Annotated in this window: 26 protein-coding genes; 16 read left to right on the plus strand and 10 right to left on the minus strand. The window is 71.4% G+C overall.

What is annotated here, in order from left to right; genetic code table 11:
* Window positions 1–36 precede the first annotated feature (36 nt).
* Window positions 37–552 (plus strand): DUF3592 domain-containing protein, encoded by a 516-nt coding sequence (locus ABZ444_RS19370; protein ID WP_357998377.1) that lies wholly within the window; start codon window positions 37–39, stop codon window positions 550–552.
* A gap of 461 nt (window positions 553–1,013) precedes the next feature.
* On the opposite strand, the gene ABZ444_RS19375 is transcribed toward ABZ444_RS19370, so the two are convergent.
* Window positions 1,014–1,817 (minus strand): alpha/beta hydrolase, encoded by an 804-nt coding sequence (locus ABZ444_RS19375; protein ID WP_357998380.1) that lies wholly within the window; start codon window positions 1,815–1,817, stop codon window positions 1,014–1,016.
* Window positions 1,818–2,002: 185 nt separating this feature from the next.
* Between ABZ444_RS19375 and ABZ444_RS19380 the strand changes: the two genes are divergently transcribed.
* A complete protein-coding gene (locus tag ABZ444_RS19380; protein ID WP_357998383.1) occupies window positions 2,003–2,962 on the plus strand; it encodes a TetR/AcrR family transcriptional regulator C-terminal domain-containing protein in 960 nt (319 codons plus the stop codon).
* Between the two features lie 61 nt (window positions 2,963–3,023).
* Here the strand turns inward: ABZ444_RS19380 and ABZ444_RS19385 are convergent, their stop codons facing one another.
* Window positions 3,024–3,815 (minus strand): sulfite exporter TauE/SafE family protein, encoded by a 792-nt coding sequence (locus tag ABZ444_RS19385; RefSeq protein ID WP_357998386.1) that lies wholly within the window; start codon window positions 3,813–3,815, stop codon window positions 3,024–3,026.
* Between the two features lie 288 nt (window positions 3,816–4,103).
* Window positions 4,104–4,961: an NAD(P)H-binding protein gene (locus ABZ444_RS19390; RefSeq protein ID WP_357998389.1), complete on the minus strand. Its 858-nt coding sequence runs from the start codon at window positions 4,959–4,961 to the stop codon at window positions 4,104–4,106.
* A 69-nt stretch (window positions 4,962–5,030) separates the two neighbouring features.
* Between ABZ444_RS19390 and ABZ444_RS19395 the strand changes: the two genes are divergently transcribed.
* On the plus strand, window positions 5,031–5,783 hold the full coding sequence (locus ABZ444_RS19395; protein ID WP_357998392.1) for a TetR/AcrR family transcriptional regulator: 753 nt from the start codon (window positions 5,031–5,033) through the stop codon (window positions 5,781–5,783).
* A gap of 4 nt (window positions 5,784–5,787) precedes the next feature.
* Here ABZ444_RS19395 and ABZ444_RS19400 read toward each other — a convergent pair whose 3' ends face one another.
* Entirely contained in the window at window positions 5,788–6,396 is a 609-nt protein-coding gene (locus ABZ444_RS19400; RefSeq protein ID WP_357998395.1) for a TetR/AcrR family transcriptional regulator, read from the minus strand.
* A 71-nt stretch (window positions 6,397–6,467) separates the two neighbouring features.
* Between ABZ444_RS19400 and ABZ444_RS19405 the strand changes: the two genes are divergently transcribed.
* From ABZ444_RS19405 to ABZ444_RS19415, 3 genes are read left to right on the plus strand one after another with little or no spacing between them, the layout of a single operon-like run.
* Window positions 6,468–7,346 (plus strand): alpha/beta hydrolase, encoded by an 879-nt coding sequence (locus tag ABZ444_RS19405; protein WP_357998398.1) that lies wholly within the window; start codon window positions 6,468–6,470, stop codon window positions 7,344–7,346.
* A gap of 36 nt (window positions 7,347–7,382) precedes the next feature.
* Window positions 7,383–7,874 carry an SRPBCC family protein gene (locus ABZ444_RS19410; protein ID WP_357998401.1) on the plus strand — a complete coding sequence of 164 codons (492 nt, stop codon included), beginning with the start codon at window positions 7,383–7,385 and terminating at the stop codon, window positions 7,872–7,874.
* Between the two features lie 60 nt (window positions 7,875–7,934).
* Window positions 7,935–9,266 (plus strand): protein kinase, encoded by a 1,332-nt coding sequence (locus ABZ444_RS19415; RefSeq protein ID WP_357998404.1) that lies wholly within the window; start codon window positions 7,935–7,937, stop codon window positions 9,264–9,266.
* A 91-nt stretch (window positions 9,267–9,357) separates the two neighbouring features.
* On the opposite strand, the gene ABZ444_RS19420 is transcribed toward ABZ444_RS19415, so the two are convergent.
* Both ABZ444_RS19420 and ABZ444_RS19425 read right to left on the minus strand, forming a co-directional pair.
* Entirely contained in the window at window positions 9,358–10,293 is a 936-nt protein-coding gene (locus ABZ444_RS19420; protein WP_357998407.1) for a DUF2332 domain-containing protein, read from the minus strand.
* Window positions 10,294–10,481: 188 nt separating this feature from the next.
* Window positions 10,482–11,711, minus strand: coding sequence for an MFS transporter (locus ABZ444_RS19425; protein ID WP_357998410.1), 1,230 nt, complete (start codon window positions 11,709–11,711; stop codon window positions 10,482–10,484).
* A 58-nt stretch (window positions 11,712–11,769) separates the two neighbouring features.
* On the opposite strand from ABZ444_RS19425, the gene ABZ444_RS19430 reads away from it, so the two are divergent.
* Both ABZ444_RS19430 and ABZ444_RS19435 read left to right on the plus strand, forming a co-directional pair.
* Window positions 11,770–12,753: a winged helix-turn-helix domain-containing protein gene (locus tag ABZ444_RS19430; protein WP_357998413.1), complete on the plus strand. Its 984-nt coding sequence runs from the start codon at window positions 11,770–11,772 to the stop codon at window positions 12,751–12,753.
* A gap of 224 nt (window positions 12,754–12,977) precedes the next feature.
* Complete coding sequence (locus ABZ444_RS19435) at window positions 12,978–13,214, plus strand: DUF6289 family protein (RefSeq protein WP_357980381.1); 237 nt, start codon at window positions 12,978–12,980, stop codon at window positions 13,212–13,214.
* Between the two features lie 342 nt (window positions 13,215–13,556).
* Here ABZ444_RS19435 and ABZ444_RS19440 read toward each other — a convergent pair whose 3' ends face one another.
* Together ABZ444_RS19440 and ABZ444_RS19445 are read right to left on the minus strand one after the other, a co-directional pair.
* On the minus strand, window positions 13,557–15,947 hold the full coding sequence (locus ABZ444_RS19440; protein ID WP_357998416.1) for a glycoside hydrolase family 65 protein: 2,391 nt from the start codon (window positions 15,945–15,947) through the stop codon (window positions 13,557–13,559).
* On the minus strand, window positions 15,944–16,708 hold the full coding sequence (locus tag ABZ444_RS19445) for a beta-phosphoglucomutase family hydrolase (RefSeq protein WP_357998419.1): 765 nt from the start codon (window positions 16,706–16,708) through the stop codon (window positions 15,944–15,946). Before ABZ444_RS19445 ends, ABZ444_RS19440 begins: the two co-directional genes overlap by 4 nt.
* A gap of 155 nt (window positions 16,709–16,863) precedes the next feature.
* Here ABZ444_RS19445 and ABZ444_RS19450 point away from each other — a divergent pair, with 155 nt between their 5' ends.
* Window positions 16,864–17,082, plus strand: coding sequence for a tautomerase family protein (locus ABZ444_RS19450; RefSeq protein ID WP_357998422.1), 219 nt, complete (start codon window positions 16,864–16,866; stop codon window positions 17,080–17,082).
* A gap of 64 nt (window positions 17,083–17,146) precedes the next feature.
* On the opposite strand, the gene ABZ444_RS19455 is transcribed toward ABZ444_RS19450, so the two are convergent.
* Window positions 17,147–17,671 carry a PadR family transcriptional regulator gene (locus ABZ444_RS19455; RefSeq protein WP_357998425.1) on the minus strand — a complete coding sequence of 175 codons (525 nt, stop codon included), beginning with the start codon at window positions 17,669–17,671 and terminating at the stop codon, window positions 17,147–17,149.
* Between the two features lie 61 nt (window positions 17,672–17,732).
* Here ABZ444_RS19455 and ABZ444_RS19460 point away from each other — a divergent pair, with 61 nt between their 5' ends.
* From ABZ444_RS19460 to ABZ444_RS19470, 3 genes are all read left to right on the plus strand, one after another.
* Entirely contained in the window at window positions 17,733–18,491 is a 759-nt protein-coding gene (locus tag ABZ444_RS19460; protein ID WP_357998428.1) for an alpha/beta hydrolase, read from the plus strand.
* Between the two features lie 290 nt (window positions 18,492–18,781).
* Entirely contained in the window at window positions 18,782–19,105 is a 324-nt protein-coding gene (locus tag ABZ444_RS19465; protein WP_357998431.1) for a hypothetical protein, read from the plus strand.
* Between the two features lie 117 nt (window positions 19,106–19,222).
* Entirely contained in the window at window positions 19,223–21,667 is a 2,445-nt protein-coding gene (locus ABZ444_RS19470; protein ID WP_357998434.1) for a cellulase family glycosylhydrolase, read from the plus strand.
* A gap of 45 nt (window positions 21,668–21,712) precedes the next feature.
* On the opposite strand, the gene ABZ444_RS19475 is transcribed toward ABZ444_RS19470, so the two are convergent.
* Window positions 21,713–22,651 (minus strand): MBL fold metallo-hydrolase, encoded by a 939-nt coding sequence (locus ABZ444_RS19475; RefSeq protein WP_357998437.1) that lies wholly within the window; start codon window positions 22,649–22,651, stop codon window positions 21,713–21,715.
* Between the two features lie 75 nt (window positions 22,652–22,726).
* Between ABZ444_RS19475 and ABZ444_RS19480 the strand changes: the two genes are divergently transcribed.
* The 4 genes from ABZ444_RS19480 to ABZ444_RS19495 all read left to right on the plus strand — a co-directional run bounded on the left by ABZ444_RS19480 (window position 22,727) and on the right by ABZ444_RS19495 (window position 25,836).
* Window positions 22,727–23,398, plus strand: coding sequence for a TetR/AcrR family transcriptional regulator (locus tag ABZ444_RS19480; RefSeq protein WP_357998440.1), 672 nt, complete (start codon window positions 22,727–22,729; stop codon window positions 23,396–23,398).
* Window positions 23,399–23,498: 100 nt separating this feature from the next.
* A complete protein-coding gene (locus ABZ444_RS19485; protein WP_357998443.1) occupies window positions 23,499–24,080 on the plus strand; it encodes a DUF998 domain-containing protein in 582 nt (193 codons plus the stop codon).
* On the plus strand, window positions 24,077–25,177 hold the full coding sequence (locus ABZ444_RS19490; protein ID WP_357998445.1) for a histidine kinase: 1,101 nt from the start codon (window positions 24,077–24,079) through the stop codon (window positions 25,175–25,177). Before ABZ444_RS19485 ends, ABZ444_RS19490 begins: the two co-directional genes overlap by 4 nt.
* Window positions 25,174–25,836, plus strand: a complete 663-nt coding sequence (locus tag ABZ444_RS19495) for a response regulator transcription factor (protein WP_357998448.1) — start codon at window positions 25,174–25,176, stop codon at window positions 25,834–25,836. The genes ABZ444_RS19490 and ABZ444_RS19495 overlap by 4 nt, the downstream gene beginning before the upstream one ends.
* The last annotated feature ends 5 nt before the right edge of the window (window positions 25,837–25,841 follow it).

The following is a 25,841-nucleotide window of genomic DNA, read 5'->3' on the forward strand; positions in this document are numbered from 1 at the left end:
CGTTGTCCGAGTGTTGTCGATTCCAAGGGGGCCGCGGTGGAACAAGTCTTCGAGTACCTGCCCTTGCTGTTCGTGGCGTTCGGCGCCGTGATCGCGCTGGTGTCGGTCAGGGGGATCGTGCACGGAAGGCGGTTCGTCCGCGGGGCGCGGCGGGTGCCGGGCGTGGTCACCGACGTGGCCACCACGTTCACCGGACGCGGCGAGCATCTGAGGGCGAGCCGGCGTCCGGTGCTGGCCTTCACGACCGTGGAAGGGCGGGAGGTGACCGCCGAGTCCTGGGCCGAGTCGCAGCTGGGCATCGGCAGGGAGACCGACGTCCTGTACGACCCACAGGACCCGACGAAGGCCGCACCCGCCGGTGACGCCGGCGTGGGCGGCGGTTACGGCGGCATCGTCATCGGGCTCATCGCCGCCGCCGTCGGCCTGGCCCTCTTCGCCGCCTTCTCCGGACATTTCAGCCCGTTCGACGGCACGGAGAACGGCTGCCGGATCGAGCACGCCGACGGCACCTCCGAGCCCGTCGACTGCCCTCCGGGCCTGGACGTCGGCTGACGCGTCCCGCCGCTCCCGAACGACAGGAACAGCGAGCCATACAAGTGCGTACCGGTGTGCGTGTCTGACTCTCGGTGAGTGGCACAACGCGGCTCCAGCCGAACGGGCCCCGTCCTGGACGCTGCGTGCGGGATGCCAGGCCGCCGGCAGCCACGGCTCGGTCGGCGCAGAGCGTGGACCATGTCTGGCGGTCCACGATTTCCTCAACGGACAGGCCGGGGACGGGGACCTGCCGATCGCCTTGGGCTTGCCGTCCCGCTGTGCGCCCTGCTCTGGCGGGGTTGTCACCCCTCCCCCGTGAGTCGATTTCCGAAGTCGTCCGCACGGACGTCCGGGTCCTGTGTACGGCCGCTCAGGTCGGCCCGGGACTCCCGGTGTTCGGCGGACTTGGTGATCTTCGATCAGACGGTCCGTGGCAACTCCCGCTTCGAGATACGTCAAGGACCAGTGGAACCAGCTCGTCACGCGGAGGTGACGTCGAGCGTTCGCAGGAAGTCCTGGATCGCGCCGGTGAAACCCGCCGGGTCCTGGACGTGTACGAAGTGATCGCCCTGGAGTGTGACCAGCCGGGTGTGCCGCCGCCGCTCGGCCATCTCCTGCGCCTGCCCGCTGGTGATCGGGCTGTCCCGGCCCACCAGCAGCAGCGCGGGGACGTCGGTCGCCAGCCAGTCGGCCCAGTGGTCCCCCCAGTTGGAGCGTTCCGACTCGACCGTGTCGTGGGGGTGGAACGGCAGGCGCCAGGTGCCGTCGGGGAGTTGCCGCAGGCGGTCCGCGAACATCGGACCCGCCGCGCCGAGCCCGGCGACCAGCTCGTCGCGGGTGGCGGCCTCGTACGGACTGGACAGCAGGAAGTCCAGACGGCTCGGACCTGAGACGACGGCGCCGATCTCCTCGATGACCAGGGCGCGGACCAATGCCGGGTGACGGGCGGCGAGCTGGTAGGCGTTCAGGCCGCCGAGGGAGTGGCCCAGAACCACGACCGGGCCGACGTCCAGGTGCTCCAGCAAGGCCGCGAGATCGGCGACGTACCCCTCGCGGGAATAGTCCGTGGCTCGGTCCGACTCGCCGTGCCCTCGCTGGTCGGGCGCGATGACCCGCCAGTGCGGGCCCAGCTCGGCCGCCAGGCCGCTCCACATCGCGCCCTGGCCGAGATGCCCGTGCAGGGCCAGCAGCGGCCTGCCGTGGCCACCGAAGTCGAGGTAGGACAGGTGACGCCCGTCCAGTTCCAGTGCTGCGCGTACCGGGGCGGGGATCGCGCTCGGCATCTCGGTGCTCCGATCGTCTCAGTCTCTGACCAGGTGGTCCCGGCTCGATGTATGCACCGTAGACTGAGGTGCCACCAAGACCAAGCGCGCACTAGTACAGTTAGCCAGACCAGGGCCACGCGGCTGGAGCAGCGGCCACCTTGCGGTTCGGTGCACTAGTGCGGCCCATGGGAGGGAGTCCTGTGATGAGCCCTGTCGAGCCCTCCACCGATCCGCCCTTCCTGCGCATCGCCGCCGAACTGCGCCGGCGCGTTGACAGCGGTGAGCTCCGTCCCGGTGACCTGCTCCCCTCCACGCGGCAGATCGTCCGGGAATTCGGCGTCGCCATGGCCACCGCCACCAAGGTGCTGACCGCCCTGCGGCAGGCCGGCCTGGCGCGGCCGGTTCCCGGAGTCGGCACGGTCGTCGACACCACAGGCATCCCCACGCGGGCTCCGCACGATCGCCGACGTCGGACGGCGTCCTTGGACCGGGGCCGGATCGTCGGCGCGGGGTTGGCCGTTGCCGACGCCGAAGGGCTGGCCGCGCTGTCCATGCGCCGCCTCGCCGCCGATCTGGACGTCACCACCATGGCCCTCTACCGCCACGTATCCAGCAGAGAGCAGCTGATCCTGCTCATGGCCGACGCCGCCTTCGGCGAGTTCCCGCTTCCGGAGCCCTTGCCGCCCGGATGGCGCCACCGCCTGGAGACGGCAGCCCGGCAGCAGTGGGCCATGTATCAGCGTCACCCGTGGCTGGCTCAGGCCGTTTCCTTCACCCGGCCCCTGCTCGCTCCCCGCGCGATGGTCCACAGCGAGTGGATGATGCGCGCCCTGGACGGACTCGGCCTGGACCCGGCCACAAGCCTGCACATCCATGTCTGCGTGGCCGCCTACGTCCGAGGGGTGGCCGCGAACCTGGAATCCGAGGCCGCGGCCGCGGCCCACTCGGGGATCACCGACGAGCAGTGGATGGACACCCGCGGCACACCGGCGCTGATGGGGCCTTCAGGCGAGAAGGCGTTCCCGAATCTCGCACTCGTCCCACTCCATTCACTCGACCTGGACACCCTGTTCGAGTTCGGGCTCCACCGCCTCCTGGAGGGCATCGTGACGCTGATCGACGAGCCCGTTGAGAAGGCCGGTGGCGAGCCCTGGCGTGCGTGACGCGGATCGCGCGCAGGACCTGGCCGCTGCCCTGATGACGCCGTCCAGGACGAGTCCCGGCTCAGATCCCGGCCAGCAACAGGATCGCCGCGACGAGCATTCCGGCCTCGATGACCAGCACGAAGGCATGGGCGTTCATCCGAGCGACGGTCGCCTTGCCCAGCCACGCTCCGGCGACAATGGCCGGGGTCAGGGCCAAGCCGAGCTGGAGCACGTGGACGGACAGCAGGCTGCCCGCGCCATAAGCGACGATCTTGGTCAGATGAACGATCAGGGAGGCAGCAGCTTCGGTGCCGATGTACGCGCTGCCGATGAAGCCCTTGACGAGGAAGAACGGGGCCGCGAGCGGTCCCGCCGCCCCGAACAGGGCTGAGGCGAGTCCGCAACCGGCGCCGATGGCGGCGAACGTCTTGTCGGCCGGTACCGCGCGCGCCGGCCGAAATCGCCGCCAGAAGATGGTGACGATGAGAAACGCGCCGAGAACGCGCTTGAGCGGTTCGACCGGCACATAGGGCAGCAGGAGACCTCCGACCAGGGCGAAGGGGATGGCGCCCAGGGCGTACCACCTGATGAGCCGCCACTGGACCGCGCGCCGGTTGAACCAGACGCGGCCGCCGTTGCTGGCCAGTTGAGTCAGGGTGAGGGTGGGCAGGGCCACCTGAAGACCGAACAGGGCGGTGAAGGCGACCAGCATCAACACGCCGCCACCCACGCCGCCCACCGACGACAGCCAGGCCAGCGCGAAGGCCAGCACTGAAGCGGTCAGCAGCGTGGGGATCAGGCCGGTAGGCAGTTCGAGAGTCGAGGCGCTCTGCCGCGAGGTCTCACTGGGCAGATGCTGGATGAACAGCACAACGGTCGGACACACCGGAAGGCCTCTCCGGCTCCCGCGCTCGCGGGAACCACGACCTCCAGGCTTTTGTCCCTTCAGTTGACCGGTGGCCACCGAAGCCGCCGGCGGTATCGCTCGGACCAGGCCCGCCGGGCCTGCGTGAACCGGGCCGGGCGGCGGAACCCTAGACACTCACCCGACACCGTACTCTCCGGCGAGCGTTCTCGCCGACCGGCCTCGGCCGTCACGTCCGCGTCGCTCGACTGGACGGGACAGCCGCTCCGATCACCCTGAACCGCGAAGAACCTCCTATCGGAAGTCCTCCACATGATCCCGCGCCCATTGCGCGAACGTCCGCGGCGGGCTGCCCGTCACGGACTGCGCGGTGGGCAACGGGCCCAAGGTGCTCGGATCGAAGTCCACGCTGTCGGCCGGATCGGCCGGATTGCCGTCGTAGTCGGTGAATCCCAACAGGAAATCCGCAGCCTCGGCAGCAAATCCTCCGATCTTCAGGTAGATCTCGCGCGCCTGCGCCGGAGTGACCTCCTCGAACCTGACCTCTTCGCCGAGCGCGTCGGCGATGGCTTCGACCTGGTCACGCAAGCTGATCAACTCTGGACCGTTGATGTCGTACGCCTTGCCGTGATGCCCCTCCTCCAACAGGGCTTTCAGCGCCACATCGGCGACATCCCGCTCGTGCACGGGGAACCAGGCCGCGTCCGGGTTCGCGTCCCGCACCAGCCGCTCGGCCCGGATCGACGGCCCCCACAGCGAGAGCTTGTTGGCGGCGAACTCGCCCGGCCGGAGATGTGTCCACTCCAGACCGGACTCCTGAACGGCCTGTTCGACCGGCGGATGGAAGGTCGTGTCGAAACCGCCGCTCACCGCCCCCGACGAGAGCACGACGATCCGCTGCACGCCGGCCTGCTTGGCGCGTTCGACGATCTCCTTCGCCGTCGACGGCTCCGGGAAGAGGAACATCCGGTCCACGCCGTCGAACGGCACGCTGTCCGGCTTGGTGAGATCTCCCTGGACGACCTCGGCGGCGGGCAGTCGCGCCCTGGCCGGGTCCCTGGTCAGCGCCGATACCTGAATGTGGGCCTCGACCAGGCCGGCTGTCACGTGCCGCCCGACGTTCCCTGTTGCCCCGGTCACCAGCACTCGCACGCCCGTCCTCCTTTTCCGTACGTCCTACGGATAAACATTACCGTACGATCTACGGAAAGGGGAGGCTTGATGGAACGCAGCGGCGGTGGCGACCCTCGGGAGACCTTGCGCCTGCTCTGGCGCTCCCCGCAGGCTCGATCGGGCCGCGGCCGGCCGCCCAAGGTGTCCCTTGACAAGATCGTGGCTGCAGCCATGGCGCTGGCGGACCGGGAAGGACTGGCCGCCATGACCATGGACCGGCTCGCCGCGTCCCTCGGCGTCGGCACGATGACGCTCTACACCCACGTGCCCGGCAAGGCCGAACTGGTCGACCTGATGGTGGATTCCGCCTGGCAGGAACTCGACCTGACTCGATCGGGCCCCTGGCGGGACCAGATCGAGCACTACGCGCAGCAGAACATGGCCCTGCACGAACGCCACCCGTGGTTGCGCATGGTGTCGACCGTCCGACCACCCCTCGGTCCCGGTTTGCTGGCCAGGGCCGACTTCCTCCTGGCTGCTCTGTCCAAGACCGGGTTGTCCGCCGCCGAGGTGTCCGCGGCGAGCGACTCCATCGTCACCTTCGTCGACGCCGCGACCGCCACCCTTGCCGAACACGCCCATGCCGAGCGGCTCAGCGGCCTGTCGGACGACGACTGGTGGGCCGCCCGTCAGGAGTTCTGGGAGACCTTCTTCACCCCGGCGCGATACCCGGCGATCGAACGGACCTGGCGGAACGGCGGCCTCGACCGCAGCGCGGCAGAGGCCGCGCTGCGCGCGTTCGACCTCGGCCTGCGTGCCCTGCTCGACGGAATCGCCGCGATGGCCCAGCGGAATCGATGAACAACTAGTCCTGTCCGGCGACGGTCGCGCGCAGGGTCTCGATCCACCAGTCGAGCAGGCGATCCCGGGCGTTGTCGTCCAGTCCGACGCTCCGGCGGAACTCGCCGCCGAACAGCGGCTCCGTCGCGACTGCCTGGTGCAGTGCACACACGGTCAGCTGGATCGCCTCGCGTGACGGCGGCGTTCGCCCACCGGCCGCGCACTGCCGCCGCGCCTGGGCGTGCAGCCGGTCCACCACCTCGTCCAGCATTCCGCTGCCGGCGTCCCGCCAGCCGGAACGGTGCAGCGCGAGCGCCAGTTCGGCATAACCACCCGCGTACAGCGCGGACAACGTGCGCACCAGCTCGGCGGGATCGATCGGGGCATCAGCCCACGTGCCCAGCACGGTGTGCAGCTCGGCCTTCAGTTTGGCCCCGCCGAATCGCAGCAGCGACTCCAGCAGCCGTTCGCGCGTGCCGAAGTGGTGGTTGACCGCGGCGTCGGACACACCGACCTCCGCGGCGACGGCGCGCACCTGCACGGCGGCAGGGCCGCCCGCGGCGAGCAGCTTGCTCGCCGCCTCGAGGATCAGCCGCTTGGCGTCCTCGGGCTGGCGTCGTACTCGGGTGGGCACGCATCCACTTTACCTTGACTAGCCAAGGCAGCGGCCCTTACCTTGGAGCCTCAAGGTAAGGGGGATGTCGCGTGCAGGGACACTTCGCGATTCCGGCGATGACCGAACTGGCGGCGGCACTGGGTGTCACGATCGACGATCCGGCTCCGCCCCGCGAGATCCACTTCTTCCGGGCGGGCTGCCGGTTGCACGGACTCGACTGGGGTGGGACGGGATCCCCGGTGCTCCTGCTGCACGGCGGCGCGCTGACCGCGCACACGTGGGACTTCGTCTGCCTCGGCCTGCGCGGCGCCGCCCGGCTGATCGCGCTGGATCTGCGAGGTCACGGCGAGAGCGGCTGGTCCGGCGACTACCGCATCGGCACCCTTGCGGCCGACGTCGTCGCCGCGGCCGATCACCTCGGCTTCGACCGGGTCCGGCTGGTCGGCATGTCCCTGGGCGGCGTCATCGCGGCCCACGTCGCCGATGAGCGTCCCGGCCGGGTGGAGCGGCTGGTGCTCATCGATGTCGCGCCCGGCGTGGACTTCGACAGCACCTGGCGGGTGCGGTCGTTCATCAGCGGGCTCGGCCCGGTGCGGGAGCTGGAGACGGTGGTCGAGGCCGCGATGCGGGTCAATCCACGCGCCAACCGGGCCAGCGTCGCCTACCGCATGAGCACGCTGTTCCGCCGTGCACCCGGCGGCGGCTGGGTGCCGAAGGGAGATCCACGGCCTCCGGACTTCCCCGCCATCCTGGCCGCCATCGATCGGCTGCCCGCTCAGCTGAGCAGGACGCCGGTACTGCTCGTGCGCGGCGGACGCAGCAGGGTGCTCCCCCAGGCCACCGCCGAACGCCTGGTCGCGCGCGTTCCGGACGGCGAGCTCGTGGTCGTGCCGGACGCTGGACACAACGTCCAGGAGGACAATCCGGCCGCACTGATCACCGCCTTACATGCCTTCCTGACACGTTGACCGTGTACCGCCGGACTACGAAAGGAGAACCAGCGCGTGTCCGCACGAACGCTCGACCTCACCACGATCCCCTCGGTGAAGGTCGGCATGCTCATCCGCCGCCCCGTCCGCGAGGTGTTCCAGGCCATCGTGGACCCCGCCATCACGAGCAAGATCTGGTACACCAGGAGCAGCGGGACGATGACCCCCGGCGCCGAGCTGACCTGGGAATGGGAGATGTACGGGGCGTCGACTCAAGCCTCGGTCGAAGAGGTGGACGAAAACCGTCGGATCCGCTTCACCTGGGGCAACTACACTCCCGACGCCCCCACCACGGTCGAGTTCCGTTTCATCCCCATGCCCGACGACACCACCTACGTCCAAGTCACCGAAACCGGATTCACCGGCACCGGCGACGAGATCGTCCACCACGTGACGGACTCCACCGGCGGCTTCACATTCCTGATCAGCGCCCTCAAGGCGCTGCTGGAGCACGACATCGTTCTCGGCCTCGTCGCCGACGCCAACCCGAGCGGCCTGCCGGCCTGAAGGAACAGGCATCATCGCAGCACCTTTCGTCCTGTCCGTTCATGTGTTGCAGGGGGCCAGATGGATCAGCTGGTGGCGGACGATCCGCGCACGCTGGGTCCGTACGAGCTCGTCGCCCGGCTCGGCGAGGGCGGCCAGGGCGTCGTCTACCTGGGACGCGCCCCCTCCGGCCGGCAGGTGGCCGTCAAGCTGCTCCACCATGGCCTGCTGACCGATCCCGGCGCGCGCGCCAGGTTCCTGCGCGAGGTGGAGATCGCCCGGCGGGTGGCCAGGTTCTCCACCGCGCCCGTGCTCCACGCCGACCTGGCGGGCCGGCGACCCTACATCGTCAGCGAGTACGTGCCCGGCCCCTCGCTGCGCGACCTGGTCGCCACCGAGGGACCACGACAGGGGGCCGCGCTGGAGCGGCTGGCGATCAGCACCGCCGCCGCGCTGGCCGCCATCCACCGGGCCGGGGTGCTGCACCGTGACTTCAAGCCGGCCAACATCCTCATGGGACCCGAGGGCCCGGTCGTGATCGACTTCGGCATCGCCCGGGCCCTGGACGCGCCGGGCAACACCTCGACGGGTCCGCTGATGGGCACGCCGTCCTATCTGGCGCCCGAGCAGATCGGCGGCGGGCAGGTGACGGCCGCGGCCGACGTCTTCGCCTGGGCCGTCACCATGGTGTTCGCCGCCTCGGGGCGGCCCGCGTTCGGCACCGACTCCACCCCGGCCGTGCTCAACCGCATCCTGAACGAGCAGCCGGCCGTCTGCGGGCTGGACGGCGTCCTGCTCCGGCTCGTCACCGCCGGCCTGTCGAAGGACCCGGCCGCGCGGCCGGGCGCCGACGACCTGGTCACCGGGCTGACCTCGCGCGAGTTCGTACCGGAACCGGCCGCCGGGTCTCCCCCGCCGCCGGAGCGTCAGGCCGGTCGGGGGCGGCGGCGCGCGCTGCTTGCGGCGGCCGCCGCTGCGACGGTGGCGCTGCTCGTCACGGGCGGCGTGCTGATCACCGCGGACGACCGGCCCCCGCCGCCCTCGGCCACGATCGGTTCGGCCGCTTCCTCGTCGTCAGGCACCACCACCGCCCCGGTCCCGGCCTCGGCCTCGACCTCGGCCACCGCCTCGCCGCAGCAGGTCAAGAGCACCCCGCGGCGGACGTCGTCCCCGCCGGCCACGCCGCGGGCCCGGCCCGGGAGCTCGGCCCCCGCGACCCGGCCGACCCGGCCGACCAGGACGGGCGACGCGGTGAGCAGCCCCGTCGACGACGGCTCGGCACCCCACCCGACGCCGGCCCGGAACACGGAGAACCCGCCGGAGCCCACGCGCGAGCCGCCGCGGCAGACCACCCAGCCACAGCTGCCGACCCCGATGGACAACCCGTTCACCTGCATCCCGTCGATGTGCTGAGGCCCCCGCGCATGCCCATCCGGCTGGCCGGGCGCAGCGACGATCATGGGACGGCGGGCCCGGAGCCCATCCATGCGGGCGTCCCCTCGCATCACGTGAACCAGGTGATCGCCTGGCCGTGCGGTCGGGTCCAGGCGAGCGGCCGTCCGTCCAGCGCGAGCACGTTGTGGAGCGTCTCGCCCGGCGGCGTCGGGAGCGGGTCGTAGGGCAGCACGTCGGGAGCCTCGTTCGCGATCCAGTGTCCGGGGAGCCCGCGTACCGCCTCGGCGAACGCCACCCGTCGTGGCATCGGCACGTGGTACAGCACCGAGCTGTGGAACACCACCAGCGTCGCATCGGGTGGGGCCTGGGCGGCCAGGGCCGGCAGGTCGTCCACCAGGTCGCCCCGTACGAGCAGCGGCGGGTCGGCTGCGACGACGGCCGCGGCCGCCCGAAGTCTGGCGCGGCGGTGCGTGTGTTCGGGCCAGACGAGGGCGTCGAGCCAGGCGAGATCCGTGGGGTCGGTCACGTCGAGCGGGTTCAGGTCCAGGCCGGCCCGCCACACCACCTGGGGCAGGCTGGTCGGCGGCGCCAGATTGGTTGGCGTGCAGGCGACGACCGGGTCACCGGACCCGACCGTGTGATCGCCGTAGCGGTAGCCGTACCGGTCGGGGTAGAGGCACAGCCCGGCGGACGCGCCGACCTCCAGCAGCGCGAGCGGCTGCGGGAGCGCGTTGAGCACCGGCAGCAGGACGGCACATCGTCCGGCCTCGTTCGTCTGTGTGGTCCGGGTGCGCATCTCCGCCTCGATCACGGGCCAGTTCGCCACCGTGTACTCGTGGAACGCGGCCGGATCGTCGACCGGCCCGCCGAGCAACCGGACCACGCCGAACAGCAGGTTCGGCTGCCGTTTGGCCGGCGGAAGCCCGGCGAGCAGGGCCAAGAGGTCGAGATCCCGCGTCACCGCAGATGCCAGGCGTTCGTACGTGGGCGACACACCGTACGCCTCGCGCGCGGCGAAATCAGCGTAGACCGCAGCGATCGTCATACTCCGATGATGGCAGCGAACTCCTTCCTCACTCAGCGGGACGCGGTCCCGGACACCGGATGAGGGCGAGCTGGGATTGCCGGACAGCAAGTCCGCGGCGCCGCGGCTGGGGCTCGCGTTGCTGTTGAAGTTCTTCTGGCCGGCGGGCGAGCCATGTCCGAAGGAGATGTCGCGCGATCGGACACTCCCTAATGGCCGCTGCGGGCATGGTCGTCCTGGGCGTGCGGGAGCCGGCGCACGGCGGCGGAGGCCAGCGGCAGGACGGCCGCCGCGGCGTAGACGATGCCGGCGGTCGCGGCCACCTGGTAGCCGTCGAACCCGTCGGCGAGCAGTCCCACACCCAGCTGGCCGACGGGGATCGCGATGTAGGACAGCAGGTCGTCGTAGGACGAGACGCGCGAGAGCATGTGTGCGGGAACGTGCTCCTGCAGTGAGGTTTCCCAGCTGACGGTCGCGACCGAGGAGCCCAGTCCGGCGACGAAGGCGACCGTGATCAGCCAGGGGGCGTCCAGGTGCGCACCGAGTGCGAGCAGGGGGATCGCGCCGAGCGCGCTCATCAGCTGGCCCAGCCGCAGCAGGTGCCTGACCACCAGCCGGTAGATCAACGCGCTCATGACCAGCATGCCGACGCCGCGGGCACTGAGCACGAACCCCCAGGTCTCCTCGCCGCCGAGCTGCCTGGTCAGTACGGGTCCCAGGATCTGCCAGGTGCCGACCTGCACCAGGTTGACCACGCAGAAGCACACGGACACCGTCCACACCCAGCGGATGCGGCGGAACTCGGTCCAGCCGTCGCGGATGTCGGCCGGCATCCCTGCGGAGGGCCGTGGCGAGGTCGGCGCCGCGGTGCGGGACAGGCGGGCCAGGCATCCGGCGGCCAGGAGGTAGGTCAGTGCGTCGAAGGCGATGGCGGGGCCGCCGCCGACGACGGCGACCGCGATCCCGGACAGGCTCGGCCCGAGGATCTTCGTGGCGTTACGCACCGATCCCAGCAGGGCGTTCGCCTGCCGTATCCGGCCCCTGGGGACAAGCTGGGGCACGATGCCGCGCAGGGCCGGCGTGGTGAACGCGGCGAGAGCGCCGTTGAGGAACCCCAGCGCGGCCACCGGCAGCAGCGCGTACCTCCCGGTGAGCAGCAGAGCGGCGACGCCGCCCTGGGTGAGGGCTGAGCCCAGGTGGACGGCCACCAGAACCGTCCGGCGCGGGAGGCGATCGGCGACGGCCCCGCCCACCAGGAGAAAGGCAAGCAGCGGCACCATGTAGGCGGTCAGGACGACGCCGAGGTCGCTGGTATTGCCCGAGGCGTCCAGAACCCCGAACGCCAGCGCCACCGGCGCCATCGAACTGCCCAGCAGCGACACCGCCTGCGCGGAGAGGAACCAGCGGAGATCTGTCTGTCGCAGGAGGGCTGAGAGCATGGGCAGGAGTCTGCAGACGTACCGGATCGCACACTATCGTTTCGGCAGGAGGCGAAAGATGACGCTGTTGCGGTTGAGCACTCTGGCCCTCTCGCGGTCCCGGTTCGCGTTGTCCCCGCTCGCCGAGACGCTGGGATCGCTGATGGTGCTCGACAGGCCCTGCACCGATCCGTGGCTGGCGTCCTGGCATCGCCTCCACCGCGGCGCGTTCCGCGCCGTCCTGGAGGCGGACCCCTTCGCCGAGGGCCTGGTCAGATTGCTGAGCTCGACCAAGTGGCTGCCGAGCCACGTGGTGATCCCGCCGGCGGGCGGCATGCGCACCACTCTGGAGAGCGAGCTCGCGTCGGTCGCCCAGGTGTCCGACGCAGAGGTGCGAACCGAGTTGGAGGAGTCGGTGGCGCACAGCTGGAAGCAGCACGATCTGGCCTGGCTGACCGGACGCGGCTGGGCGGCCCGTACCGCCGGCCTGCTCACGTACGTGTGGGAGGCTCATGTGGCCCCCGACTGGCCGCGCCGGCGGGCACTGCTGGAACGCGACGTCACCTACCGGGCGGGGTTGCTGGCCGCCTACGGGTGGCCGCGCGCGCTGCAGCACATGAGCCGCCGCAGCGCCTGGGTCGGCGATGACGCCATCCGCTTCAGCGACCAGGCCTCCCCTGACCGGGTCGTCGGCGACGAGGGCATGCTGTTCGTCCCGGTCAGCGTGCTGAGCAGCGGCACGTGGCTGTGCGAGGCGCCGCCGACGTCGTACGCACTGGTCTACCCGGCCCGCGGATCCGCTGACGGCGCGGCGCGGTCCCCGCGCGCCCGGTCGCTGGAGCGGCTCATCGGTGCCGGTCGGGCGGCCATCCTCCTCGAACTCGAACACCCCGCGACGAGCAGCGAACTCGCCGCACACCTTGGCCTGTCACTCGGCACCGTGGGCGGCCACCTGGCCATCCTGCGCGATGCGGACCTCGTCGTCGGCACGCGGGCCGGTCGGCGCGTGGTCTATCGACGCACCGAGACCGGTCACCTGCTCGCGGGTTCAGGAGAGAACTGAGCAGAACGACGTACCGCTCAGGGGCTGATCAACGGAGATGAGTGCCCCTTGCGTTTTGCTTCCATGCGACGGATCATTTCGATCACCGGCTGGGCTGCTCATGAAGCCGAGGAAACGTTTGTGCTGCTTCGCGCTCAGGAGGGGCGTGCGCACCGTACATCCGGACTGGTCCGACACCCTGTAGCTGATTCCCCCGTTTCCCTGCGAATCAGGAAGGACGATCCATGATCCGTCGCGTACTGGCCGTCGCGGTCCTGGCCGCCGCCACGCTCGCCACCATCCCGGCCGCCGCGCAGGCCGTCCCTGCCTGCCCGGCCGGTTACCTGTGCAACACCCAGTACTTCTCCGACGCCGCGCGCACCAACCTGGTGGGCGTCAGGACGCAGTTCTGCGATGGTTCGGTCTCGACCTGGGGCAGGCTCAGCGGCTACATCACCTGGTCCTCCAGCCCCTGCAACTGATGGAAGGCATCCGGCAGGGCCCGTGCCGGCGGCCCTGCCGGATGCGTTCGATGGCCGCGCTCCGGCCGCCGGCACTCCCCCGGCAGCGGGGAGGGTGGGTTCATTTCAGCCCTGGGCCGTCCACCACCCTGGACTCCAGCCGGGACGTCAGCGTGAGCGGTGTGCCCGCCTTGATGAGGTGGTTCGGGGCGTCGGTGTAGTCCGTTGAGCTGGTAGACGGCCTGGAAGAGCTGCTCGTCCATGGTCAACGGCCCTCCTTGGTGAGATCGGTCGCCCTGCTGTCTCCCGCAGGACGCGACCAGGTTCTCGATCCAGCCGAAAATGTGACGTACGGGCACAGGATCAGGGAGCTGTCCTCGTGCCGGAGCTTTGCGGAGGCCGCGGGCGGCGGCGCGGGCTGGGTTCGCGGCCGGGCGGCTGATGGATCTGCTGCTCCGGCGCCGGCCGCGACGGGTTGGGCCGGGTGACCTCCGTCCCGTTCAGGACGATCTGCTCGCCGTGGTGGGTCACCGTGATCGACGGCCCCTGCAGCAGCCGGTAGACCGTCGCCTCGGGGGCGACGCCGACGCTCAGCAGGCTGCCGCGGTAGCGCAGCCGGAAGGCGAGCCGGCTGATGCCGGGAGGGAGCGACGGGGCGAAGCAGATCCGTCCCTGACCCGCGCGCATCCCGCCGAAGCCGGAGACGAGGGCGATCCACGCCCCGGCCAGCGAGGCCATGTGCACGCCGTCCATGGTGTTCTTCTCCAGATCCGCCAGGTCCATCAGCGCCGCCTCGCCGAGATAGCGATAGGCGAGCTCCAGATGGCCCACCTCCGCGGCGATCACCGCCTGGGTGCAGGCCGACAGGGACGAGTCCCGTACGGTCAGCGCCTCGTAGTAGGCGAAGTTGCGGGACTTCTGCTCCGGCGTGAAGGCCTCCCCGCGCAGATGCATGGCGAGCACCAGGTCCGCCTGCTTGACCACCTGCTTGCGGTAGAGGTCGAAGTACGGGAAGTGCAGCAGCAACGGATACCGGTCGGGCCTGGTGGCCGCGAAGTCCCAGGGCGCGTGCTGGGTGAAGCCCTCGCACTGCGGATGGACGCCGAGCCGCTCGTCGTAGGGCACCGACATCGCCTCCGCCGCGTCCCGCCAGCGGCGGATCTCCTCTGCGGTGACCTGGAGTCGCTCGGCCTGGCCCGGATGGCGGTCCGCGGCCTCGGCCGCCGCGCGGAGGTTCTGCTGGGCCATCAGGTTCGTGTACACGTTGTCGTCGACCACGGCGGTGTACTCGTCGGGGCCGGTCACACCGTCGATGCGGTAGCGCCCGGCCGGGTCGTGGTGGCCGAGGGCGCACCACAGCCGGGCCGTCTCGACCAGCAGCGGCAGGCCGGTCCGCTGTTCGAACGACATGTCCTGGCCGGCGTCCACGTACTGGGTGGCCGCGTGCGCGATGTCGGCGTTGACGTGGAAGGCCGCGGCTCCGGCGGGCCAGTAGCCGGAGCACTCCTCGCCGTGGATGGTCCGCCAGGGGAAGGCGGCGCCGTGCAGGCCGAGTTGCTTCGCGCGCTCGCGGGCCAGGGGGATCGTGGTCCGCCGCCACGACAGCGCGTCCGCGACGGCTGCGGGATAGGTGTAGGTGAGCACCGGCAGCACGAAGATCTCGGTGTCCCAGAAGGCGTGCCCGTCGTAGCCGGAGCCGGTCAGGCCCTTGGCCGGGATGGCGCGCTCCTCCAGGCGCGCGGCCGACTGCAGCAGATGGAACAGCCCGAAGCGCACCGCCTGCTGCACCTCGGCGTCGCCCTCCACCTCGACGTCCGCGCCTTCCCAGAAGTCGTCGAGGAAGCGTCGCTGGTCCGCGTGCAGGCCGTCCCAGCCGTCCAGGCGGGCGGAGGCCAGCGCGGCGGCCACCTGGTCGTGCAGCGCGGCCCGCGAGCGCTGCGCCGACCATCCGTAGGAGAAGAACTTGACCAGCCGCAGCGTCCGGCCGGGCGACAGGTGGGTGGCCACGGTCGTCCGGCTGACGTCTTCGCTGACCTGTGCCTCGACCCGGGTGCCGTCCGGCCCGTCGATCTCGTGGCACATCCCGGCGGCCACGCGCAGGCCGCTGGCCCGGGTGCGGTGAACCATGATCGCCGTTCCGTCGCTGCAGGGGACGTTCTCCTCAGCGACCAGCGGCGCGTGCAACGGGGCGGCGGCGCGCGGGTCGCCGCTCTCGTAGGTCTGGGTCTCGTTGGCGATCAGCTCCGACTGGACGACCACGCGCAACGGCCGGTCCACGGCCTCGACCTCGTACAGGATCGCGGCGACCGCGCGGTGGGTGAAGGACACCAGCCGGGTGGACCTGATCCGGACCGGAGTGCCGGTCGGGGAGCTCCAGTGCGCCGTGCGCGTCAGGGTGCCGGCGCGCAGATCGAGGACCCGCTCGTGCTGGTGCAGCGTCCCGTACCGCAGGTCGAACGGCTCGTCGCCGACCAGCAGCCGGATCACCTTGCCGTTGGTGACGTTCACTACCGTCTGTCCCGATTCCGGGTACCCGTAGCCCGCCTCCGCGTACGGCAGCGGCCGCACCTCGTAGAACCCGTTGAGGTACGTGCCCGGCGCCCCGTGCGGCTCGCCCTCGTCCAGGTTGCCGCGCAGCCCGATATGGCCGTTGGACAGCGCGAACACCGACTCGGTCTGCGCCAGCACCCGCAGGTCGAGATGCCGCTCGCGGACCGCCCACGGCTCGACGGTGAACGCCGGATGCCGGATCATCCGGCCTCCCGGGACGGCGCGTCCCGCTCCAGCAGGTCGGCCAGGTCGGTGACCACGACGTCTGCGCCGTGCTCGCGCAACGCGTCCGCCTGCCCTGCCCGGTCGACGCCGACGACGAAGCCGAACCCTCCCGCCCGGCCGGCCGCGACTCCGGCCAGGGCGTCCTCGAACACCGCCGCCTCGGACGCCCCCAGCCCCAGCGCCTCGGCGCCCGCCAGGTACATGTCCGGAGCCGGCTTGCCGGCGAGCCGCCGATCCCGGGCCACGACGCCGTCGATCCGGGCCTCGAACTGCGCGGAGAGCCCGGCGGCGGCGAGGACCTGCTCGGTGTTGGCGCTGGAGGACACCACCGCGCGGCGCAGCCCCGCGTCCCGGACCGCGGCCAGGTAGCGGACGGAGCCGGGGAACACGTCCACGCCGTCCCGGTCGATGATGGCCTGCACCAGGTCGTTCTTGCGGTTGCTCAGGCCGTACACGGTCATCATGCCGGGCGGGTCGTCCGGCGTCCCCTCGGGCAGGCTGATGCCCCGGGCGTCCAGGAAGCTGCGCGCGCCGTCCGCCCGCTTCCTGCCGTCGACGTAGCGGTCGTAGTCGGCGCCCGCGTCGAAGGGGACGAACGCGGCCCCGGTCTTCTCGCTCCAGGCCCGCAGGAAGTCGTCGAACATCGACTTCCACGCCCTGGCGTGCACGGTGGCGGTACGTGTCAGCACACCGTCCATGTCGAACAGGCACCCCCGAATCCCCTCAGGCAGCCCCAGCATGGATCCCCCGTTCCCCCTCACACCAGCTCCCACCTGCGCATACCCCTCCACCTTCGCTCCTCACCCGCGCGGAGTTTGTGCACTTCGCCCAGGGGCATGTCGGCTGAACGGCGTGAGGTGCCATCGGTGCACCGCATCGGGGGGAAGGGGAGCCCATGCCACTCGTCAACGTGAAGGTGATCGAGGGTGTGTTCAGCGCCACCCAGAAGGCCGAGATGGTGAAGAAGCTGACCGACGCGATCGTCGCCATCGAGGGTGAGCACATGCGTCCCCTGACGGTGGTCGTGGTCGAGGAGATCAAGAGCGGCGACTGGGGCATGGGAGGACAGCCGATTACGGCTGCGGACGTCAAGGCGCTGGCCGCGGGCGGATGACGTCCTTCGGGCGTACGCGTAACCGCGATCGCGGCTAGTGGCTCAACGCCTTATGAAACAGGACCTAGGCGCCCAGTGCGGCCAGCGTTTCCCGTAGCCAGCCGATCTCGGTCCTGCTGGTCGCGGTGGCGATCGTGAACAGCCCCTTGCGGAACGGGTCGTCGAAGTCGGCGGCCCGCAGGGGCCGGTCGCCGTCCCAGAAGAAGCTGGCCGGTTCGGTGAGGAAGGTCAGCCTGCGTCGCAGCACACCCGCCTGGAGCGCGGGCTCGTCGAGGTGGCGCAGGAACGCCAGCATCGTGAACCAGCGGTTCTCGTCGGTGATGAACGGCTCGTCCGGTTCGGCGAGCCGCCGCCGGAGCTCGGCGCGCCCGGCGTCGGTGAGGCTGAGCACGTGCCTGGGCGCGGCCTGAGCGCCGGGCTGGAGGTCACGTCCGAGCAGGCCGTCGCGCTCCAGGCGTTTGATCGCCGGGTAGAGGGTGCCGTCGGCGATGGGCCGGACGTGGCCGGTCAGGGCGGCGACGCGTTTGCGCAGCTCGTACCCGTGGAGCGGTTCGTCGTGGAGGAAGCCCAGGATCGACAGCTCAATCATGTCGCTATGCTATCTCGATGTCTTGGTATATCGACATCTAGGTATCTCGGAGGCGATGGTTGTGAGAGACGTGCAGGTGCTGCCGGACGGGAGCCGCATCCGCTGGGCCGAGGTGGCCGGCCGGCAGCCGGTCCGCGTTTACGTGCACGGGCTGGGCGCGGCGGCGGCGCCGTACTTCCTGGAGGCCGCGAGCCGGCCGGAGCTGGCCGGGCACCGGAGCCTGTTCGTGGACCTGCTGGGGTTCGGGACCAGCGACCGGCCCACCACGTTCGGCTACACCTTGGAGGAGCACGCGGACGCGCTGGCGACCGCGTTGCGGGCGGCGGACGTGCGCGCCGCGCAGGTGGTCGCGCACAGCATGGGCGGGACGATCGCGGTGCACCTGGCCGAGCGGCATCCGGAGCTGGTGGCCGAGCTGGTGCTGGTGGACGCCAATCTGGACCCGACCGAACCCGCGCTGCGGCCGGGCAGTTCGGGCATCGCCACCTACACCGAGGAGGACTTCGTACGGCACGGCTGGGACGAGACGCTGACCCGGGTCGGGCCGCACTGGGCGGCCACGATGAGGCTCGCCGGACGGGAGGCGCTGCACCGCAGCGCGGTCCACCTCGCGCGCGCGGACGTGCGGGAACGACTGCGGAGGCTGCCGATCCCGCGCGCCCACCTCTACCCGGAGGCGGACGGCGAGCTCGACGGGGCGGCCGAGCTGGTGGCCTCCGGGGTACGGCTGATCGCCGTCCCGGACGCCGGCCACAACATCATGATCGACAACGTGGACGGGTTCGCCAGGGAGGTGAGCGGCCTTCTCACCGGACGGTGAGCAGCTTCACCGCCGGCTTCGTGTGCTGGTCCGCGACATCCGGCGAGGACGTGTCAGCGTCTCGCGAGCTGCCCGGTTGGCGAACCGGCCGATCCCGCATCAGGGCGGGACGGCGTCACACCCAGGCTCCTGCCCCTAGCATCCCGCTTCATGATGATCCGCGTGCCGGCTGCCACGGCGGCCGGACTGATGGCGTTCTCCGGGACGGCAGCCGCCTACCCGATCAAGGGCGTTCCCGAGCTGACCTGCCGATCCGCACCCAGGTCGTCCAGGCATGGAGCGGCGTGGTCATGGGCCAGACGGGCATCGGTGAGGCCTACTGGGCCATGCCGAACGACGCCAACGAGAAGCAGCTCGACGAGCAGGGGCGTCGCTTCGACATGCAGCGGCTGTGCCTGTCCGGCGTGACGCTCAAGGCCCTGGGCGCGAAGTCGAAGAACTGGAAGGCCACTCTGAAGGCCGAGGAGCCCACGCCGAAGGACAAGCGCCGGCGCGACCGCTTCAGCAAGGACAAGCTCAGCGCCAATGATCTCTACTGGTTCACGCAGGGCTACACCAAGGGCACTCCTGGCGCGTGCAACACCTGGAAGGCGCCCGAGTCCAAGGTCGCGTGACCGACTCCGCCCCCGGCCTTCTCGTAGACGGCGGGATTCCCGCCCGGCCTGCCCGCGTGCTGTCGTGGATCTTGGCTCTTCATTTGTGAGCAATGCTCATGTATGGTCGCCGTCACTATGAGGAACCGCTGGTTGTCGCCGATCGCCGTCGTGGTACTGGCCGCCGTCATCACGCTGGGAGCGGTGTTCGACCCGTCGGGTCTGGCCGCGCCCTACACCTGGACCGGCGCCGACCTGCTGCCCGTCGCCGGGCTCTGGCAGGTGGCCGCGCCGGCCGTCTACGTGCCGCTGCTGCTGGCGGGGGTGGGAGTGCTGACGTGGGCGGTCGCCCGAGGACGCACCCCGCTGCGTACGGCGCTGCTGGTGTGGGGCGCGGTGGTGTGGTCGGCGATGGCGGCGAAGCTGCTGATGTCGCTGGCGATGACCTTCGATGACGCGGTCTACCTGATGTGGTCGACCGGCTTCACCGGAGTCAAGGCGGCGGTCTTCGGCCTGCCGGTGGCGGCGGCGACCTGGGTCGCCCAGCTCCTGCACCGCCGCCTCGTCCCACCTCCTCCGGCGTCGGCCTCCGCGGGGTCCGGCGCCGGGCCCGCCGCGGCCTCGGGGACGGCTCTCCCACGGTCGTCGGCGGCGGGATGGGCAGCGGCGGGAGTGTCCGTGGTCCTGGCCGCGTCGGTCGGCGGGGTGTGGTGGGGCGGCTCACCCGTCGGCTATGCCATCGGCGACTCCCCGCTGGCCCCCGCGCCCGAGGCGGGACCGCTGGGCTGCCTGGCCGCCGTCACTCTGCTGGGTGTGCTGACCTGGGCGTCGAACCGCCGGCTCAGGGCCACCACCGCGCCCCGGGCCGTCGCGGCCGGACTCTCCGCACTGGGCGCGGCCGCGACGCTGGGCCTGGTCGAGGTGGCCATCGGGATCCCCGGCGACCTGGCGGGCGGCGACCTGGCGGGCGGCGACCTGTTCTGGGCGCCGGCGATCATGCTGCGCCTCGCCCCCGCGCTTTCCTTCGGCGCCCTCCTCGCCCTGGCGACGGCGGTGCTCGTCGCGCTCCTCCCCGCCACCCGGCCGGCGCGCAAGGGGGTCGCCCTGGCCGCACCGATCCCGATGGCGGTCGTCGTGGCCGCGGCGGCGCTCGCCTTACCGCTCCTGCCGTCCGGCGCCACCACCGCGCAGCCACCGCGCACCAAGGGGCTGACCCTCTCGGCCGACCGCAGGATCATCGACGCCGACGGCAACGAGGTGCTGCTGCGCGGCGTGAACGTCAACCAGCTCGAAGACTATTTCCAGCAGCGTCCGGACAAGGCGGTGACGCGACCGCTCACCGAGGCCGACTTCGCCGGCATGGAGCAGATGGGCTTCAACGTCATCCGTCTCGCCCTGTCCTGGTCAGCGCTGGAACCCCGGCCCGGCCACTACGACCCGGCCTACCTCGCCAAGATCTCCTGGGCCGTCGGGACCGCGGCCCGGCACGGCCTGCGCACGGTCATCGACATGCACCAGGACGCGTGGGGTAAGGGCGTCGACGCCGCACCCGGAACCACCTGCCCGAACGGTTCCCCGATGCACGGCTGGGACGGCGCCCCCACCTGGGCCGACCGCTTCGACGGCGCCCCCAGGTGCGAGTTCACCGGACGCGACATCTCACCGGCCGTCGCCCGCGCCTTCACCAACTTCTACCAGGACCGGGACGGCATCCAGACCCGCCTGGTCGCCGCCTGGGGCATGCTGGCGGAGCGGTTCGCGAACGAGCCGATGGTCGCCGGATACGACCTGCTGAACGAGCCGGGCTTCGGCGAGGCGCCGCCGATCACCTCCGGCGTCCTGCTCGGCCGGTACTACGACCGAGCGATCAAGGCCATCCGGGCGGGTGAGCGGCGCGGCTTCCCCCACCTGGTCTTCTTCGAGCCGTCCGTGCTCTGGTCGGGTCTCGGCTTCGAGGTCCCGGTGCCCAAGGACTTCACCGACGACCGGCTGCTCGTCTTCGCTCCCCACCTCTACAACGAGTCGATCACCATCGACCAGGGCACCGGCCTCACCGTCACGAGCATCGAGCGCGGCTTCGAGCTGGCGAGCCGGGCGGCGGAGTACTACGGCGCCGGGCTCTGGTCGGGTGAGTGGGGCTGGTTCGGCGACCCCGCCGCCGCCCCGATCGCGAGATACGCCGACCAGGAGGATCGGCACCGCATCGGAGGCGCGTTCTGGGTCTGGAAGCAGTCCTGCGGCGACGCCCACGCCGACGCCGGGTCCAGGACCGGCGGCAACCTCATGATCGAGGACTGTGTCACCGGGAAGGACCTGCCCCCGCCCGCCGAGTACGTCGCCGAGCTGTCACGTCCCTACCCGCGCTCCGCCCCCGGCCGTCTGACCGGCCTGACGTCGGACCGCGCGAGCCTCACGGCCCGGGGTGAGGGCAGCGGGTGCGGCCTCGACGTCTGGTTCCCGGGCAACGCCCGGCCGGTCGTCCGCGGCACCGGACTCAGCGGCGTCGCCGTCCGGCAGGCGCCGGGCGGCTGGCGCGTCACCGGCTGCACCGCGGGCCTCTACAGCCTGACCGCGGACGTATGACGCTCCCCGGTGGGAGCACCTGATCGGCCGTGAGGACCGGCCACGTCACCGGTCTTCGCCGGCGTAGAAGGCGCGGGCGGCGAAGCCGATCCACTCGGGACGTTCCCAGGTGCTCCAGCGGGCGCGCGCCTGTTCGTCGATCTTCGCGGCCGTCTCGTCGGCGGAGGCTCCGGCCGCCCGCAGCCGTGCGACCTCCCCGTGCACGTGGTCGAGGTAGTCGCGGACGTCGCGGATCAAGGAGACGCCGCCCACCTCCCCGTGGCTGGGCACGACGACCTCGGGGCCGCGGGCGATCAGGTCATCGAGCACGCCGATCCATCCGGCGCCGTCCACGTCCACGTCGTACGGCGGGAAGTACGGCGCGATCGGGAAGATGCGGGTCTCGATCAGGTCGCCGCCGAACAGCACCCGGTCGTCGATGACGATGACCTGGTCGGAGCCCGTGTGTGCCGGCCCGACCGCCCGCAGCGCCGCCTTGCGCCCACCCAGGTCGATCTCGGCCCGGCCCTCGTAGACCAGGTCGGGATCGACGAGCTCGACGCCTTCGAGCTCGGCCGCCGCGGCGGCGCTCAGCCCCTTGAACATCTCGACGTAGGCGGCGCCCTTACGGTGCAGCTCCGCGCGCTGGGAGGCGTTGTAGACGATCGTCGCGGCCCCCTTGAACGCCTGCGCCCCGAACCCGTGCTCGGGGTGGAAATGCGTGATGGTGAGGTACAGCCGCCGGTCGCCGGCCAGGCGCCGGGCCTGCTCCAGGACGTAGTCGCCGTTGCGGCGGCCCATGCCGGTGTCGACGACCAGCGCGGCGTGCTCGCCCACGACGATGCCGACGTTCGGGACGAGCTCGACGCGGTTGTCGGGGATGACGTACACGCCGTCGGACACCTCGACGGGCTCGCCGCGCACGACCGGCGGCGGGCTCGTCCGCACGTCGGGAAGATCGCCCAGGTCAGGGGACGGGTTCGGCGTCACATCGGCGGGGCACATGATCCGGCTCCAATCTGAACACTGTTGAGATGCTTGCGAGCGTAGCAGAGATCTGATCAGTGTTAAGATCGGGCGATGGCGAAGGGGCGATACCACCACGGTGACCTGCGCAGCGCGCTGCTCGATGCCGCCGAGGCTCTCGTACGCGAGCGCGGCGCCGACGGCTGGTCCCTGCGCGAGGCCTCGGCACGCGTCGGCGTCAGCCCCAGTGCCGCCTACCACCACTTCGCCTCCCGCGACACGCTGGTGCGCGCCCTGTCCGAGCGGACGCTCGCCTGGCTCGGGGAGCGCCTGCGACAGGACTGCGAACGCGCGCCCGGCCAGGAGGACGACCCGCAGCGGCGGTTGATCGCCCTGGGGTGCGGCTACGTGCGCTGGTCGCTCGACGACCCGGCCGTCGCCCGGCTCGTGCTGCGCGGCGGCGCCACCGCCCCGGACTCCGCCATCTCCCCCCACCCGCACGACGTCCTCACCACGGAGCTCGACCGGCTCGCCGAGGCCGGCGGCCTGCCGGGGCCCGCCCGCGAGGGGGCGGAGTTCGTGGTGTGGGCCGCGCTGCACGGGCTGGCCGTGCTGCTGGCCGATGGCCTGGTGCACTTCGACGACCCACGCGCGGTCGACCTCCAGACCACGCGCGTGGTCCGCACCACGCTCAACGGCCTGGCTCAGGAGGCGTCGCACGCGGCGGGCCGCCCCGCGGGCCGCTCGGCGCACACCGAGCGCCTGGCCCGCCGCTCCCCCGGCTGACCCCGGCAAGGGATGCGTGCGCGTACACCGATCGGTGTACGCGCAGGTGTCTGCGCATGGACGACGCCGGGCACCAGAGGCCGCTCGTAACGTCTGGGCCATGAAGAAGACAGTTCTTGCCGGTGTCGGCATCGGCGTCGCGGCATTCGCCATCTCGGACGTGGTCAACAGGGAAATGAGCCCGATCGGCGAGACGATCAGCAGGTTCGTCAACACGGGGGCCGGCTGGTTGGTGCCGGTCGGGCTGGTCGCCCTCGCGCTCGGCGCGGCGGCGCTGACGGTGGCGGTGGCTCGTACCCGCACCAGCCGCGCGGGCACCTGGCTGCTGGGCGTCTGGTCGCTGGGGCTGCTGGTGGCCGCGATCTTCCCCGCCGACCCGCCGGGGCGGTGGGACAACCCGTCGGTCTCGGAGAGCGTGCACGGCTTCGCCGCCTGGGCGGCCTTCGCCGCCTTCACCGCCGCCGCCGTGGTGCTGCCCAGGGCGTGGCCGCGGGACGGCCTGCTCACCGGTGCGACCGTGGCCTTGGTGTCTGGAATGATCCTGTTTGTGGTGACTCTCGTCGATGTCATGGTCTCCCGGTCGCTGCCTCCGATGGTGGGACTGACCGAGCGCATCGCCATCGCCGCCAGCGTCGGCTGGATGGCGCTGGCCGCCGTCCGTCTGCCCGGCGCCGGCCGATGATCTCCGCTGTCCTGACCGTCGTGCTGCCGGGGCTGCTCACGACCATCGCCGTCCTGACCGGGACGGCGGCGGTCGGGGCCCCGATCGGCTGGCCGGTGGTCACGATGGCGCTCCTGCTCGGCGGCTTGCTGGTGGTGCGGCGGCGCCGGCCGGTCGGCGTCCTGCTGGCCTCGGCGCTGGTGCTGGTCGCCTTCCAGGGAGCGGGGCTGTTCGAAGGCGGCTGGGTGTGGCCGCTGACCGCGGCCGCCTACACCGTGGCCGCGGCCGGACGGACCCGCTGGGCCGCCGGCGTGGGACTGTTCCTGCTGCTGTACGCGCTGACCTGGGACTGGGCCGTCGCGGGCGGCTCGCCTGCCCGCGCACTGGCCTCCGGCGGCGCCGAGGTGCTCTGGCTGGCGCTGGTGCTGGCGATCGGCAACGCCCGCCACCTCCAGGCGCGCTGGCGGGCGCAACTGGAGCAGGCACGCGAGGCGGACGCCCGCCGCCGCCTCGCCGAACAGCGGCTGGAGATCTCCCGCGAGCTGCACGACATCATCGCCCACACCTTGGCCGTGGTCGGCGTGCATCTCAACGTGGCCGCCGACGCGCTGGACGACTCTCCCGAGGAGACGCGCGCGGCCCTGCGCACCGCGATGGACGTGCGCGGCAAGGCCATGGCCGACCTGCGCTCGCTCATCGGCGTGCTGCGGATCGACGATGACGCCGCCCCGCAGCCGGACCTGGGCGCCATCGCCGATCTGGTCTCCGCCGCCCGGGCCGCCGGCCTGAGGGTGGAGCTGCACGAGGAGGGCGATGCCGCCACGGTCACCGGCCCGCAGGCCGTCGCGGCCCACCGGCTCGTCCAGGAGGCGCTGACCAACACCATCAAGCACGCCCACGCCACCCGGGTGTCGGTGCGGCTGCGCTATGCGAGCGACGCGGTGACGGTCGAGGTGGCCGACGACGGCCGCGGCGCGACCACCACGGCCGATGGCGTCCTCGCCGGGGGCCACGGACTGACCGGCATGCGCGAACGCGTCACCACCCTGGGCGGCACGCTGAGCATCGAAGGGAGCGAGGGGTTCGCCGTGCGCGCGATCATCCCCATGGCAACATGACGATCAAGGTGCTGCTCGCCGACGACCAGGCCCTCGTCCGCGCGGGTTTCCGCAGTCTGCTCAACCGCTCCAAGGACCTGACCGTGGTCGGCGAGGCCGCCACGGGCGACGAGGCCGTCCGGCAGGCCCGCGCCACCGAGCCCGACGTGATCCTGATGGACATCCGCATGCCGGGGATGGACGGCATCGAGGCCACCCACCGGGTGCTGGCCGAACGCCCGGGGACCAAGGTCGTCATCCTGACCACGTTCGACACCGACGACCACGTCTTCGCCGCGCTGCGGGCCGGCGCCAGCGGGTTCCTCACCAAGGAGGTCGGACCCGCCGAGCTGCGCCACGCCGTGGCCGTGGTGGCCGCGGGCGAGGCGCTGCTGTCGCCGAGCGTCACCCGGCGGGTCGTCCAGCAGTTCGCTCACCGGCCCGCCCCGCTGAGCGGCGACCGGCTCACCGCGCTCGCCGTGCTCACCGATCGCGAACGCGAGGTCGTCCGCCTGGTGGCCGAGGGGCTGTCCAACGACCAGATCGCCGCCAGGCTCGTGATCAGCCCGCTGACCGCCAAGACGCACATCACCCGCGCCCTGATGAAACTCGGCGTCCGCGACCGGGTGCAGCTGGTCATCCTCGCCTACGAGACCGGCCTGGTGCAGCCGGGCTCCTGATCCCG

It is taken from the genome of Nonomuraea sp. NPDC005730 (genome assembly GCF_040630865.1).
GTDB lineage: Bacteria > Actinomycetota > Actinomycetes > Streptosporangiales > Streptosporangiaceae > Nonomuraea.